Genomic DNA, 13702 nt, shown 5'->3' with positions numbered 1-13702 from the left:
CCGCATGGGGCAGCACGCGGGCCACGATCTGCGTGACCCCATGTCCACCATCGCAGCCACCGGATCGCAACAGATGCCAGTCGCCGCATGGTTCGCGAAATACTACGGCACCGGCGACGGCGCGCGGATGGATGAGCCGCTGCACACCGTCACAACCAAAGACCGTATGGGCCACATGCAGGCAGCACTGCAAGCCCCGCCATTCGAGCCGCAGCATGAAGCCCGCGCCCGTGCCGTGGCCGACTTCCTGCGCGCCCATGACGCTTGGAAGGGTGGTGAGTTTGTCACCCTGACCATCGACGGCACCACCTTTGTCGTCGTGGACATTGGCATGCGGATGCTCACCCCACGCGAGTTGTTCAACGCCCAAGGCTTCCCGCCTGATTACCAGATCGACGGCCACTGGATCGAGGCCGATGGCGACTGGCACTGGAAGACATTTCCGAAGGACGTGCAGGTCAGCTGCTGCGGAAACAGCGTGTGCCCAGACATTGCCGCCGCGCTTGTCGCCGCCAACTGCGCTCACCTGTTTGAGCAGGTGGTGTCTGCATGAGTATGAATGGTCTGCCTTGGTATCAGCGGTTTCCCCGCGACTTGATCGAAGGCACCGTGGGTATGCCCTACGATGTGAAGATGCAGTATTGGGCGCTGCTGGACCTGATCTACCTCTATAACAATGCCCTTCCAGATGATGCCAATTTCATCTGCGGCACGTTCAATTGTTCTAAACAGCTTTGGCGGAAAGTCCGTGCTGAACTGGTTTCTCGTGAGAAAGTTCAAATAAATAACGGAATTATATCCAACAAACGTGCAGAAAACATTCTGGAAAGTTCCAGAAAATATTCAAATAAACAGGCGAATAATCGCGCCAATCCAAACAAAAACAACACCCTACCAACACCAGAGCCATCACCAGATGCACACCAAAAACGCACCAAAGTCGAACCTCCACAACCACATACACAAGAACAGGAATTAAAAGGGATTCTCCCTTCTAATTCCAAGAAGGAGGAGGAGGGCGCGCAAGCGCGAGCTTCAATCTCGGTTTTTCAAGAAGTGATGCTTGCGGTTGGCGTCGATCCCGACAAGGCGCCGAAGTTCTGGCGGGGATCGGCAGCGACGACGCACGTTCTCGGATGGCAGCTTGTTCACAACCTGACCGATGATGAGCTGGTCGAGGTCGCCCGGCTATCCCGGCGTGACAACCCCGAGCCGCCAGACGGCCCCAAGGCGCTGGATCGGCACATGGCAGCCTTTGCCAAGGCCAAGGCCAGCGCGGGCAGCATCAAGCCTGCCAGCCCATCAAAAGCCGCACCTGTCCACAAGCCAGTAGATCGGCAGGCTGTTGCCGCCTTCTGGGCCGCCGAAATCAACAAAGGGGCCTACGTCTCGGCATCCGCGATCCGGCCCGATGTGGCGCGCGACATGCTCGCCGCCAAGCTCGTAACCCCAGAACAACTCCGCGAGAAAGGCATCGCAGCATGACCGAGCCGACACACTTCAAAGCCATCCCAACGCTGGATAAATCCGCCGTTGTTTTCATATCCGGCACTTGGCGGATGCGCATCGCCGCCGCTGATTTAGCGCGATGGGTGCGCCTGTATCGCGAGTGGCGGGACAGGCTGAGTGGCAAGTATTCCAAGTTCTATGCCCAGCCCACCGAGGCGCTGGAGGCCGCCGCCAAGGCGATGGCGATTCCCGTGCCTGATCTGCGGCCAAAGCCGAAGGCGGTGAAATGAGCGAGGTTTTATTAGCAGCGCGCATTGCCGCGATCATATCTCGCGTTCAAGTCAGTCTGTCGTCGGAGGAAGCCGCACACCGCGATATTCTAGCGGCTTTGACCGCCGAGGGTCTGCCCGCGCGCTCCGAAGTTCGGCTTGATGCTAAGTCCCGCATTGATCTGATGGTCGAAGGTGTTGGTATCGAAATTAAGGTGGGCCGCAGTCATTCCCGCCGTGATGTGTTGGCCCAACTGACGCGTTATGCCGAGTTTCCGCAGGTTTCAGCGATAATCCTTGCTACGGGCAGCCCGTGGCCGAAGTCGATCATCAAGGTAGGGGAAAAGCGTCTTTTCACCGTCGATCTGTCGATGGGGTGGCTCTGATGTATGGCAAGATTGACTTTGCCGGGGAGCAATGGTGGGTTGGCAACCTTCCGGCTCATGTGTCCATCCGCTTCAAGCAGATGTTCAAGGGCATCCCTTTTGCTCAGGTTCCGCCCTTCATTGTAAAGGATCGCGTCTCGTTTGCGCGAGATCTGGAATGGTTTGTCAGCCGCTATCCGATGGAATTTACCGATAGGGCAGCAAAACGTTTTGCAGACCAAACGCAGGCTTGGCGCGACGACATGGCGGCGCTGGAAGTCCTGAAGTCGCCGGATTACCGATCAGGGTTGATCACCGGCTTCCGTGAGCCGGAAGCGGCACGCCCGCACCAGTTGCGCGCCGCCGAAATGCTGCGCCAGCGTAAGAACCTACTGTTGCTGGATGATGTTGGCCTTGGTAAAACCGTGTCCAGCCTAGCGGCGATTGCCGATGGCTGGGGGCTGCCTGCCGCTATTGTGGTGCAACCGCACCTTAGTACCCAATGGATCACAGAGTATATCAACCGTTTCACCCACTTGCGCGCGATTGAGATCAAGGATCGCAACGCCCGCACGCTGCCACCGGCTGATGTTTATGTGTTCCGCTACAGCAATATCGACGGGTGGGTGGATTATTTTGAGCCGCTGGGCCTCAAGACTGCAATCTTTGACGAGGTCCAAGAGCTGCGCCACGGGCGAAGCACCAACAAGGGCGTAGCGGCTCATGTGCTTAGGTCTGTGGTTGAAAACGCAATAGGACTGACGGCCACGCCCATCTACAACTATGGCGGCGAGATATTCCACATTGTCGATCTGCTATCCCCGGGGGCGCTGGGGTCGTGGAGCGAGTTCACAACCAACTGGTGTTCCGTCAGCGGCGGGCATTGGGTTGTGAATGATCCGACCGCCCTTGGCGCTTTCCTTGTCGATGAAGGGATTGCGCTGCGCCGCACGGCTGAATCCGAAGAAGTTGCAATGAGCCTGCCGCCGCTGCGCAAGGTGGTGCTGGAGGTAGGCTGGAACGAAGGCGACGTTGAAACCGACCGCGAGTTGCAGGTCAAGCTTGCCCAACGGGTTTTGCGCGGCTCATTCACCGAGCGCGGGCAGGCGGCACGCGAGCTGGACATTTTGATGCGGCAGGAAACCGGCATCGCCAAGGCGCGGAGCATTGCCGCATATGTTCGCACGCTGGTCGAGGCGGGCGAGTGTGTCTTGTTGGGTGGCTGGCACCGGGAGGTGTATCGCATTTGGAACGCGGCGCTTGCCGATCTGAACCCGCTGATGTTCACGGGATCTGAAACCCAGCCACAGAAGCGGAAAGCCAAGGCCGCGCTGATGGCAGGCGAAAGCAAGCTGCTGATCATGTCGCTTCGCTCCGGTGCTGGCCTCGATGGTTTGCAGAAGGTTGTCAGGCATGTAGTGATCGGCGAGCTGGACTGGTCGCCGCAGGTTCATCGCCAGTTCATCGGTCGCGCGCACCGCGACGGCCAAACCGAACAGGTTACCGCGCATTATCTGCACGTCGATGGCGGTTCCGATCCAGTGATCATGTCCACGCTCGGGCTGAAAGCCTCGCAATCTCACGGCCTGCTGAACCCTTGGGGCGAAGTCTCGCAATCCACTGAAATTGACGAAAGCCGCGTGAAGGCTTTGGCGCGGCGCATATTGGGATTGGGCAAAGCACATGATTGATCTTCGCGCTGTCACGCCTCACCAAATCACCGAGCTTCGCCCCTACGGCGGCTTCCCGATCATCTATGCAGATCCCGCATGGAATTTCAGCGGCAACAGCAAGGCTAAGCCGGGAAAGAACGCCCGCCAGCACTACGACTGCATGTCGCTCAAAGACATTTGCGGAATCCCGGTGCGCAGTTTGGCCTCCGACAACGCCCTGTTGCTGATGTGGGTGACATCGCCTTTCGCCGAGCTGGCCTTTCGTGTCGTGAACGCTTGGGGATTTAAATATAAATCGCAGCTGACATGGCCGAAGAACACCGTGGCGCATGGCTATTGGGCGCGCGGTGCGCATGAAATCCTCTACATCTGCCGTCGCGGCAAATTCCCGTGTGAAATGCCTGCGCTATTCCCAACCTCGATCATCCCCGGCAAGGCCCGCCAGCACTCTCGCAAGCCCGAGTGGGTGGCAGAGGTGGTTGAGAAGCGTTTCCCCGAAATGCCCAAGCTGGAGCTGTTCGCCCGCACCGCGCGCGCCGGCTGGACCGCGCTCGGCAATCAGACCGACAAATTCGCAGGAGCTGCGGAATGATCGAGGCAATCAAAGGCCAGCAAAACGTATGTCTAGCCCTCTGCCGGTGCGACAGTTGCGGCGCAGAAACAAGTTTCAATGCGCTGCATGTGGCAGGCAAGGGCGGCAGCGCCAAGCTCCGAAAACTGGCTCTGCGTGAACCCGGCATGGTTAACAAGTCGCTGATTGATCGCGGCTGGAGCGTCTCCCCCCGTGGTGTCACCTGCCCACAATGCAAGCAAGCCAAGAAAACCCCCCAACCCATCAAGGAGTTCGCAGCTATGGCCGCAAATGTTCACCCCATCGCACAGCCTGGACTCGGAAGCGTGACCGAGCTGCGCACGCCGACGCGCGAACAGAAACGCCAGATCATCGACATGCTCACCGCAGTCTATGACACGAAGGCATCGCGCTACACCGGCGCGGAAACCGATCTGACCGTGGCCGAAGCCATCGGCGGCGGCATCCTGTTCGGTTGGGTCGCCCAGATCCGCGAAGATTTGTTTGGCCCCGCTGGTGGCAACGCCGAAATGGAGGCCCTGCGCGATGATCTTTTGAAGCTGGTCGATACCTACGGCACGCAGCTGGCAAGGGTGAACGCTCAGATCACCGAGGCGACCCGCATCTTGGATGTGCTGCGCATGGATCGCGGCGAGCTGGCAAAGGTGGTGGAGCGGGTGGCGGCGATGTCCACCAAGCTCGAACGCATCTGCAAGTCTGTCGGTCCGAAGGGGGCGCTGTGATGCTCGCGCGCCCCACCGTCACCCACAGATTCCGCGCCAATGCCACAGGCAACCGTGAAATTGACTATCAAAGCATATCCCTGCCGCGCATTCCGGGTGTGGTACTTTGCAGCGATAGGCAAGAGACAGCCCCGACAGCGCCTGCAATCCGCATGGTCAAGCGCAAGCCCACCGGCTGCACAATATTCAAGCCGTCACGCTATGCCATCATCCGCGCTGCGCTGGTCGATATTGCGGAGGATTGGGCATGATCACTTGGACCACACACGCATCAGTCAGGCCCGGCGAAACCGCGTTGCCAAACCTCGCCGCCAGACGCGCAATCCGCGCCCGTCGCGCCGAGGTAGAGGCATCATTTGCTTGGCTGACGACACCCCGCCGCATCGGCGCATTCGTGGGGTTTAAGCAATCCCCCTCATGGGGCCTGCTGGCTGTCTATCGGGTGGATATCGGCGCATGAGCAAACCCCGCCTTGAAGTAAAGCTGCGCCGCAATGACGAATACCCGGCGATCACCGGGTTCCTCGATAAAGTCGGGTTTTCATATGTCCTGCATCGGCCGACCGGAAAGGGGCATCCATTCATCCGCATCCGGCTGCCGGGCGGGGGCGATCTGGATCACTACATAAACTCGACGCCCAAGGCCAACGGCAACCCCCGCGCCGCTCTTGGTAAGCTGCGCCGGGCGCTGCGCGCGGTCGGCTATGACATCGGGCTGTGATCAGGGCTTCGCATCCCTCGCCGCCTTATCCTTGGCGATCAGTTCATTGCACATCTTTTCAAGCAGCGACGACAGCGAGCGCGCGTCTCTGTGGGCGATATCCTCCAGTGCCATCTTCGTCAGGAGCGGCAGCCGGAAGGAAATGGGCTGTGATTTGATTGTCATGTAGTTACCCGTAGTTATTTGTAGTTGACCTAGTTGCGTATAACGACATATAACTACGGACAGTGAAGCAACGCAACGAGGAATCGCCATGACCTATCCGACCAATACCAATGCTACCGAAATCCAGATCATCGACGCCATCATCACCAGCGCCCTGAACGACGGGCTGGTGATCAGCGTTTACGATGGCGAAGTGTGGACCGTGAGCTGCTCCGCTGACCGCGAAGCCATCACCGCCGCCATCGCCACCAGCGATGAAACCCGGCTGGCCCTGCGCCGCCCTGTCGATGGCAAGTTCGAGCGCATCGGCGGTGTGTTCCTCGTCCACGGCAATGATGGCCATGACGTGATCGCCGACCACACCGACAGCCCGGCGATGAACGCGATCTTGGCCGATGCCAACGCGCTTGCTGACAAGCTGGAGGCACACGCCAACCGCATCACGCTCACCCCCGGCTGGGGCTTCGGCGGGCAGACCGTTTAACCCATCGGGGCGCGGCCATCGCCGCGCCTTCCATCCCCCAACAGAAAGCCAATCCAATGAGCCTCGTCCTCGACGCCAACATGACCGCCACCGCGCTTGCCAACCCCGGCGCGATCCTCGACCACACCGCCGATCTTCTGCCCACGGTGATCGGCCAGCCCTTGAGCCAGTTCTATTTGGTGACGGTGCTGAAAGCTGGCGGAGGCGGTGGCGACCTTGCCGCCTATCAGGCGCTGCTTTCCACAGACGACAGCCGCACCGCTGCGAACCTCATGGAAGTCGCCAAGCAAGGCCGCAAGTTGTCCGCCGCCGAAGCCCGCAAGCAGTTCAGTGATCTGGACGCTCGCGGCCATTACCGGCGCTAGAGCGATGCCCGGCACCATCCGCCGCGAAATCAAGTTCATCGTTTGGGTTTACGCCCCGGACGCCATCGCAGCAATCGCACTGTTCGGCCTGTTGTGGGCCGGGCTTGTCGTAACCCTCTAGGAGTGAGAGCCATGACCGAATTTGCCTTCGATATTGCGCTGCGAGTATCCTTGCGGCTCAAGGCCGACACAGTGGAGCAGGCGCTTGCCATGCTGCGCGCTGAACTGGACAGCACCCCCAGCAACTTCGGCGCGTGGCCGGATGGCACCCCGATCTTGGGCGAAGCCAGCCTTGCGCCCGATCTGTATTTCCCCGCGCTGTATGAAGTCGATGGGGAGGCTGTGTGATGAAAATCTGGTCCCTCGTGATCAACGACGACGACAGCAGCTTTGAACCCTCCCTGTTCTTCTCTGAGGCGGATGCAGATGAGGCGGCCTGGGATTGGGTGCTCGGCGCCTGGATCTCGTGGTTCGGTAATGTCGACGCGCCCTCGAACTGGGAGCAAGCCGCCAACAAGCTCTATGAGCAGGTTGGTTTCATGAACAGCATCACGCTAACCGAGCACGACATCAGCGCCCACCCGGCCGCCGTGCAGGCTGATGGCGCGCTGAACAACTGCCTCGACCAGCTGCACCTACTGGCAGACCTCGCAAACTGCCGGGATGAAGACGTGGAAAACGCGATCCTTGATGCGAACACAGCCCTTGATATGCTTGCAGGTAACGACCCAGCCGAGGATGAGCCAGACGCCGCCCAGCTTCACCAGATCGAGCAGGACCGCATCACCGAGGCGTGGTTGGATAAGCCTGCAGTCAAACCCGTGATCACTCTCGATAATATCCGCGACCAACTGCGCGCCCGCTGGTCAGCCAACCTGCCCGTGGTGGACGCCATCCAAGAGCGCGCCGTGCGTGACCCGGAATATGCCGCCGATGTGGCCCTCTGGCTGACCGGCGAAAAAAGCACCGTGCATCTGCGCGACCGCATCGTAGAGCCGATCCGGCAGCTTCCCCACATCGTAGCTATCGGCAAACAGTTCAACCCAACGACAGAGTGGGATAACACATGGGTGCCTCTCGATACCGCCGCGCATCTCGCCCGCAACAGCTTGCCCCACTGCGTCACCCTGCCACACCATGGTTCTGAGGGTGGTGTGGCAGATCAATCCACAGACACCGCCGCCAGCGATGCACTGACCGAGGCAGGGTATTATGAGGGGCCGTGGACAGAGCCAGCGCCCGAAATGAACGAATACCTGTTTGACGTTCAGTTGATCAGCGCAATCCGCGTCAAAGCGAGAAACGAGCAATCAGCGCGTGCTGAAGTGGTGGTTAGCCTAGAATGCACGACGGCCAATCTTGGGGCATTTGGCAACGGCGACCCCATCATCGCGGAGGTCAGTGTCGATAGCATAATCGGTCTGGCAGAGATCAACGGCGAAGAAGTAGGACTGACGCATGAACAGCTTGAAGCGGTCTTAGCAGAGGTCGCTGGCATGTCGCGCAGTGACGCCTTGGATTGGGCGCAAAGGTCCGTAAACGAAAGCCACTCCAAGATGGTCGCAATCTTGAAGGAAACAAATGCTGTGCAGCCTCTCGATTAACCAGCCTAAAACCTAGCAAAACCGAGGCCATCAGATCAACATCTGGTGGCTTTTTTCATAGGTTCACACCAAATATAGCGTCAATCTTGCTTTGTCCTTCGTTTTGCTGCACATGTTGCTGCACATCGGCGGAGTAGGATGCGTGACCGACAAACCTTTTAGTGATCGTCAAAAGGCTTTCGTTAGGGAGTATTTGCTCTCTGGCAACGCTTCAGACGCATATCGCAAGGCAGGTTACTCAGCCAAAGACGCCAATGTGGCAGGCCCGCGACTGTTGGCAAATGTTCGCATCCAAGAGGCTATCGCAAAAAAGCAGGCCAAACGGTTCGATAAGCTCGACATTCAAGCCGACGAGTTGATCGCGCGGTATTACGAGATTGCCACGGCAGACGCTTCAAACCTGACGCAACTGCATGTCGGTGCGTGCCGCCATTGCTACGGCAGGGACTTCAAATACCAGTGGCGCACCGAGCGCGAGTGGATGGAGGAAGTCTCGCAGTCGGCTGATCGCAAGAAGCCAGCGCCAGACTGTGACGGCGGGTTTGGCTACAGGCGCACCGCTGCGGCCAACGTGGACTGCCCGGAGTGCGAAGGGCTTGGCATCCCTTACACCGTGTTCGCCGACACCCGACTGTTGAGCGATCAAGACCGGGCGCTGTTCCGTGGCGTGAAGCAGACGCAGTTCGGTATCGAATACAAGATGGCCGATCAGTCGCACGCGCTGGACCAACTCGCCGAAGCGATCCACTTGTTCAAGAAGCGTGACGAGGGCCAAGCCAGCCTGTTGGCCGAGGCTTGGGCGCAGATCACCGCACGCGGCAGCAAGGCACCCATCCGCCGCGACAAGCCAGCCGGTGACAAGCCATGAGCCTGTCGCTCGACCATAAGGCGCCAGAGGATACCAACCTCTCGCCGCTGGAGCTGGCCGAGCGGAAAGCCGGGATCAAGCTATCGGCCATCCATGAGGACTTTGACCCGCAGAGCGCAGACCAGTTCGCGCTGTGCCTCATGTCGTGGACGTGGCGCATATTCTCGGGGCGGATCTACAAGATCACCACCAAGGGCGACGACAGCCCGGATGATGAGCCAGACATCGTTGTCGATTTCAGGCCCAACAACACCCAGCGCGAGTTTCTCGCAAACCTGCACGAGCGCAACACGATCCTGAAAGCCCGGCAGATGGGGTTTTCGACCTTGATCGAAATCATGGCGCTGGATCACGCCCTGTTCAACGACGATCAGGAAGTCGTGGTGATCGCGCACACCAAGCAGGCGGCGACCAAGCTGTATCGCAAGAAGGTTTGCTTCGCCTACGACAAGCTGCCCCAAGCCATCCGCGATATGTGCCCGACAGTCGAACGCAACCAGACGCAAATGGTTTTCGCCAACGGCAGCTCAATCGAAGTTACATCATCGGCACGCGGCGGCACCCCGCACTTCCTGCACATCAGCGAGTTCGGCAAGATTGCGGCCAAGTATCCCGACAAGGCCGTCGAGATCACCACCGGCGCAATTCAGGGCGTCCCGCGATCCGGCTTCATCTTCATTGAGTCGACAGCCGAGGGTCAGAGCGGCGCGTTCTATGACAACGCCAAGCGTGCGCAGAGCAAGGCCGAGGCCAAGCAGCCTCTCACGCAATCCGATTACCGCTTCCACTTCTTCGCATGGTATCGGATGCCAGAGTATCGCACCATTCCCGAGGAAATCAGGCACGTCCGCATCAATGCCAAAGAACATGAGTACTTCGACACAGTTGAAGGCTTGATGGACTGCGAAATCGACCTTGGACAGCGGGCTTGGTACATCAGCAAGCGCGACAACGATTTCGCCACCACCCCGGATCTGATGTGGCGAGAATACCCGTCGACTCCCGAGGAGTGCTGGCAGGCCAGCAACGAGGGCAAATACTACGCCAAGGCGCTGGCATTGGCCCGCCGCGAAGGCCGTATTGGCCGCGTGCCCCTGCTGCGCCATGTGCCATGCAACACCTTCTGGGACTTGGGCGCATCGGACAGCACCGCGATCTGGGTGCATCAGCGTGTCGGGGTCGAAGATCGGTTCCTGCGCTACTACGAGGAATCCGGGGCCGGGTATCTCGCCTTCACCACATGGCTCGATAGCCTAAACGTGCTGTGGGGGTCGCATTACCTGCCCCACGACGCCGAGCAGAAGCGCCAGAAGCAACAGGCCGATGGCGACGACTTCGCGCTGATTTCACCCGTGATGATCCTGCGCGAGATGAAACCCAGCTGGGATTTCAAAGTCGTGCCCCGCATCCAGAACCTACAGCACGGCATCGACCAGACCCGCCTTTCAATGCAGGGCTGCTATTGGGACGACGAGGGCTGCAAAGAAGGCCTTATGCGTCTCGAAAACTACAGCCGCGAGTGGAACACCCGCTTGCAGTGCTGGCACGACCACCCAAAGCACGACGACGCAAGCCACGGCTCAGATGCCTTCCGGCAGTTCTCGACCGGCTACATCGCGCCAATATCCCCCACCGTCAACAGACGCGCCAGCAAGGCAACTTCTGCCCGCCGCGCAACAGGAATGACCGCATGAGCCGGAAGCTGATCACCCTTGCGCCGCCAGCACTCAATCTCGCCCAACGCCATTTTGAGGCGAACAAGAACGGCATCCATGTGATCGGCACATGGTTACGCGAAGGCCGCCGCAAGTTCGAGCCTTGCCTTGTTCTTTTGCACGGCAGCAGGCCCGTGCAGGCAGGCCGCACCGTGCCAATCATCATCAAGCAGGCAGATGCTTGGAAATGGGCACTGCATGGTGAGGTCGGCGATCCTGCGCACTGTGTCCAAGCCATCATCAGCTGGCTGCACCTTGAGCTGCTACCGGGCGATCCATCCAACAAGCGCGATCACATCCGCATCATGGAGGCCATCAACTCTCGGCTGCCCGATCTGATCGCTATGCCCCCGAAGCCAAAGGGGGATCAGCACATCGTCGCCGACGCAACCATGACCAACACCACGACCGGGGAAACCATCGAGCATGAGGTGAAATTCGATGCCTAATTCCCTGATTAAGCCGTCATATGCCGATGGCATCAACTTCACCGGCAAAAAAACTCAAGCCCCCGGTGATCGCTACCTCGATGAAACCAGCCGCGCGCTGAAACTGCCGAAGGGTTTCACTGGCGACCCGCTTGAAAGCCCATCCGCCGAACGCCTCTACAACCAAGTTATGGGCTGGTATGTCCATGAGCTTGATCGCCAAGCCGATAACCGCATGGAAATGGCGATTGACGACGATTTCTATGACCACATCCAATATTCCGCGACCGAGCTGGCAATACTGGAGGAACGCGGGCAAGCGCCTATCGTTTTCAACCTGACGCAGACCACCGTGAATTGGGTGCTGGGCACTCAGCGCCGGGCACCCACCGATTACCGCATCCTCCCCCGCAAGAAGGAAGGTGCCAAAGCTGCACAGGTCAAAACCGATCTGTTGAAGCATGTCAGCGATGAGAACCGCAGCGACTATGAGCGGGCGGAAGCCTTCGGCATGGCCGTGCGTGTCGGGCTGGGCTGGCTGGAGTGTGGTCAGGGCCGCCCCGAGGAAGGCACGCAGGTCTACGACCGCCACGAGGATTGGCGCAGCATGCTCTGGGATTCGACATCCCGCCGATATGACATGCTCGATGCGAAGTACCAGTTCCGCACCAAATGGCTCGACGTTGATGTTGCAGAAAACCTCTGGTCCAATCGCAGGGGGGTTATCAAGCAAGCCATGAGCGGCACATCCTACGGTCTGTCGCAAAGCGATGGGCTGGGCGATGAAGCGATGGACTCCATCGAGGCCGAGCATTTCAACACCGCCAGCGGACTCGGCCGCAGCCGCAGGTTTGGGCAAAACCGGGACCGCATCCGTGTTGTCGAAAGCTGGTTCAAGATCCCGGTGCCTGATGCGCTGGTGATCAAGGGCGGTCAGTTCAACGGCGAAACCTTTGACGAATGGTCGCCCGGCCACTGGTCAGACGTTCAGCAGGGCTTTTCAACCGTCATTGCCCGCCCGCGCGAAGTGATCCACCTGGCAATTATGACGGATGCAGGGCTGCTCGATCTACGCCGCAGCCCGTATCGCCATAACCGATACCCATTCACACCTGTCTGGGGCAATCGCCGCCGCCGCGATGGCATGCCCTATGGCATGATCCGGGGTATCCGTGACGTGCAGCGCGACTTGAACAAGCGTGCCTCCAAAGCCCTGCATATCCTATCCACAACCCGCGTTATGGTCGAAGAAGGATCAGTTGAAGATATCGAAGTGCTGCGCAACGAAGCTGCACGGCCAGACGGCGTGATCGAATACAAGACCAGCCACCGCGCCCCCGACATCCACACCGATAGCAACCTCGCCGCAGCTCATATCCAGTTGATGGAGCGTGATGCGCAGATGATCCAATCTATCGGCGGCGTCACCGACGAGAACCTTGGCCGCCGCACCAATGCCACCTCTGGCATCGCGATTGAACGCCGTCAGGAGCAGGGCGCGCTGTCCACATCGATCTATTTCGAGAACCTGCGGCAATCGCTCCAGATCCACGGCGAGAAGGTGCTTGTCCTGATCGAGATGTATTACGACGCGGAAGAAGAATTTCGCATCACCGACACACGCGGCAATGCGGACTTCAAAACGATCAACGACGCCGACCCCGACAACAGCATCGCCAACCACAAGGCCAGCTTTGTCATTGGTGAGGAAGATTGGCGCGCAACCATCCGTCAAGCCAACGGCGAGTCGCTGATGGAGCTGGCGAAAGGCTTGTCGGCAACCGCGCCGCAGATTGTTGTGAGCATCCTCGACCTTGTGGTCGAAGCCCTCGATGTTCCCAAGAAGGATGAAATCGTCAAGCGCATCCGGGCAATCACTGGCGTGGACGACCCCGACGCCGATCCGAACAATCCCGACCCAGAAACCCAGAAGCAGAACGCTTCCAAAGAAGCGCAGGCAGCACTTGCCGACCGTGAGGCCAAGGCAGTGCTGTCCGAGTTGGAGGGTAAGGCGCGCAAGATCAACGCCGACGCAGCCAAAGCTGAAAAGAGCTTGGCATCGGATGAAATCGCCCAGCTCAAAGCCGCCTTTGAAGCCGCGTTCCAGATCGCCGGCGCACCCGCCGTTATCGCCGCTGCCGATCAGATCCTGTTGGAAGCTCGCGCATCTGCGCAGCCGATGCCGCAACAGCCCGCGATGCAACAGCCAGCACCGCAGATGCAACCCGACCCGGCCGCAATGCCGCCGATGGCTGATCCTGCCAATCAACCCCCAATGTGAGG

The 13702-nt window shown here is 59.4% G+C and carries 18 protein-coding genes and 1 pseudogene; 18 read left to right on the top strand and 1 reads right to left on the bottom strand.

Translation table 11 applies throughout. From position 1 onward, the window contains the following. The 10 genes and pseudogenes from Q7V03_RS05340 to Q7V03_RS05295 all read left to right on the top strand — a co-directional run. Positions 1-553 (top strand): annotated as a pseudogene (locus Q7V03_RS05340) (DNA cytosine methyltransferase); the annotation flags it as partial. Further along, positions 550-1485 (top strand): DUF1376 domain-containing protein, encoded by a 936-nt coding sequence (locus Q7V03_RS05335; protein ID WP_304924570.1) that lies wholly within the window; start codon positions 550-552, stop codon positions 1483-1485. The pseudogene Q7V03_RS05340 and the gene Q7V03_RS05335, both read left to right, overlap by 4 nt. Further along, positions 1482-1739, top strand: coding sequence for a hypothetical protein (locus Q7V03_RS05330; RefSeq protein WP_304924569.1), 258 nt, complete (start codon positions 1482-1484; stop codon positions 1737-1739). Before Q7V03_RS05335 ends, Q7V03_RS05330 begins: the two co-directional genes overlap by 4 nt. Beyond that, positions 1736-2104 carry a hypothetical protein gene (locus tag Q7V03_RS05325; protein ID WP_304924568.1) on the top strand — a complete coding sequence of 123 codons (369 nt, stop codon included), beginning with the start codon at positions 1736-1738 and terminating at the stop codon, positions 2102-2104. The genes Q7V03_RS05330 and Q7V03_RS05325 overlap by 4 nt, the downstream gene beginning before the upstream one ends. Continuing rightward, complete coding sequence (locus Q7V03_RS05320) at positions 2104-3774, top strand: DEAD/DEAH box helicase (RefSeq protein WP_304924567.1); 1671 nt, start codon at positions 2104-2106, stop codon at positions 3772-3774. Before Q7V03_RS05325 ends, Q7V03_RS05320 begins: the two co-directional genes overlap by 1 nt. After that, positions 3767-4348: an MT-A70 family methyltransferase gene (locus Q7V03_RS05315; protein ID WP_304924566.1), complete on the top strand. Its 582-nt coding sequence runs from the start codon at positions 3767-3769 to the stop codon at positions 4346-4348. Before Q7V03_RS05320 ends, Q7V03_RS05315 begins: the two co-directional genes overlap by 8 nt. Then, on the top strand, positions 4345-5070 hold the full coding sequence (locus Q7V03_RS05310; RefSeq protein WP_304924565.1) for a hypothetical protein: 726 nt from the start codon (positions 4345-4347) through the stop codon (positions 5068-5070). Before Q7V03_RS05315 ends, Q7V03_RS05310 begins: the two co-directional genes overlap by 4 nt. Continuing rightward, positions 5070-5321, top strand: a complete 252-nt coding sequence (locus Q7V03_RS05305; RefSeq protein WP_304924564.1) for a hypothetical protein — start codon at positions 5070-5072, stop codon at positions 5319-5321. Before Q7V03_RS05310 ends, Q7V03_RS05305 begins: the two co-directional genes overlap by 1 nt. Further along, positions 5318-5530: a hypothetical protein gene (locus Q7V03_RS05300; protein ID WP_304924563.1), complete on the top strand. Its 213-nt coding sequence runs from the start codon at positions 5318-5320 to the stop codon at positions 5528-5530. The genes Q7V03_RS05305 and Q7V03_RS05300 overlap by 4 nt, the downstream gene beginning before the upstream one ends. Beyond that, positions 5527-5790 carry a hypothetical protein gene (locus Q7V03_RS05295; RefSeq protein WP_304924562.1) on the top strand — a complete coding sequence of 88 codons (264 nt, stop codon included), beginning with the start codon at positions 5527-5529 and terminating at the stop codon, positions 5788-5790. The genes Q7V03_RS05300 and Q7V03_RS05295 overlap by 4 nt, the downstream gene beginning before the upstream one ends. Here Q7V03_RS05295 and Q7V03_RS05290 read toward each other — a convergent pair whose 3' ends face one another. Then, on the bottom strand, positions 5791-5955 hold the full coding sequence (locus tag Q7V03_RS05290) for a hypothetical protein (RefSeq protein ID WP_304924561.1): 165 nt from the start codon (positions 5953-5955) through the stop codon (positions 5791-5793). It lies immediately after the preceding gene. Positions 5956-6043: 88 nt separating this feature from the next. Here Q7V03_RS05290 and Q7V03_RS05285 point away from each other — a divergent pair, with 88 nt between their 5' ends. From Q7V03_RS05285 to Q7V03_RS05250, 8 genes are all read left to right on the top strand, one after another. Further along, positions 6044-6439, top strand: a complete 396-nt coding sequence (locus tag Q7V03_RS05285; RefSeq protein ID WP_304924560.1) for a hypothetical protein — start codon at positions 6044-6046, stop codon at positions 6437-6439. A gap of 56 nt (positions 6440-6495) precedes the next feature. Then, entirely contained in the window at positions 6496-6804 is a 309-nt protein-coding gene (locus tag Q7V03_RS05280) for a hypothetical protein (RefSeq protein ID WP_304924559.1), read from the top strand. Between the two features lie 132 nt (positions 6805-6936). After that, positions 6937-7152 carry a hypothetical protein gene (locus Q7V03_RS05275; protein ID WP_304924558.1) on the top strand — a complete coding sequence of 72 codons (216 nt, stop codon included), beginning with the start codon at positions 6937-6939 and terminating at the stop codon, positions 7150-7152. Next, positions 7152-8408: a hypothetical protein gene (locus tag Q7V03_RS05270; protein ID WP_304924557.1), complete on the top strand. Its 1257-nt coding sequence runs from the start codon at positions 7152-7154 to the stop codon at positions 8406-8408. The genes Q7V03_RS05275 and Q7V03_RS05270 overlap by 1 nt, the downstream gene beginning before the upstream one ends. A gap of 142 nt (positions 8409-8550) precedes the next feature. Further along, a complete protein-coding gene (locus tag Q7V03_RS05265; RefSeq protein ID WP_304924556.1) occupies positions 8551-9276 on the top strand; it encodes a terminase small subunit in 726 nt (241 codons plus the stop codon). Further along, positions 9273-10970 carry a hypothetical protein gene (locus Q7V03_RS05260; RefSeq protein ID WP_304924555.1) on the top strand — a complete coding sequence of 566 codons (1698 nt, stop codon included), beginning with the start codon at positions 9273-9275 and terminating at the stop codon, positions 10968-10970. The genes Q7V03_RS05265 and Q7V03_RS05260 overlap by 4 nt, the downstream gene beginning before the upstream one ends. Then, on the top strand, positions 10967-11440 hold the full coding sequence (locus Q7V03_RS05255; protein ID WP_304924554.1) for a hypothetical protein: 474 nt from the start codon (positions 10967-10969) through the stop codon (positions 11438-11440). The genes Q7V03_RS05260 and Q7V03_RS05255 overlap by 4 nt, the downstream gene beginning before the upstream one ends. After that, entirely contained in the window at positions 11433-13700 is a 2268-nt protein-coding gene (locus Q7V03_RS05250; RefSeq protein WP_304924553.1) for a hypothetical protein, read from the top strand. The genes Q7V03_RS05255 and Q7V03_RS05250 overlap by 8 nt, the downstream gene beginning before the upstream one ends. Positions 13701-13702 lie beyond the last annotated feature (2 nt).

The sequence above is a fragment of the Cypionkella sp. genome (genome assembly GCF_030652235.1).
GTDB lineage: Bacteria > Pseudomonadota > Alphaproteobacteria > Rhodobacterales > Rhodobacteraceae > Cypionkella.
Note: the sequence above shows the minus strand (reverse complement) of the source record. Positions and strands in the feature narration are given on the sequence as shown.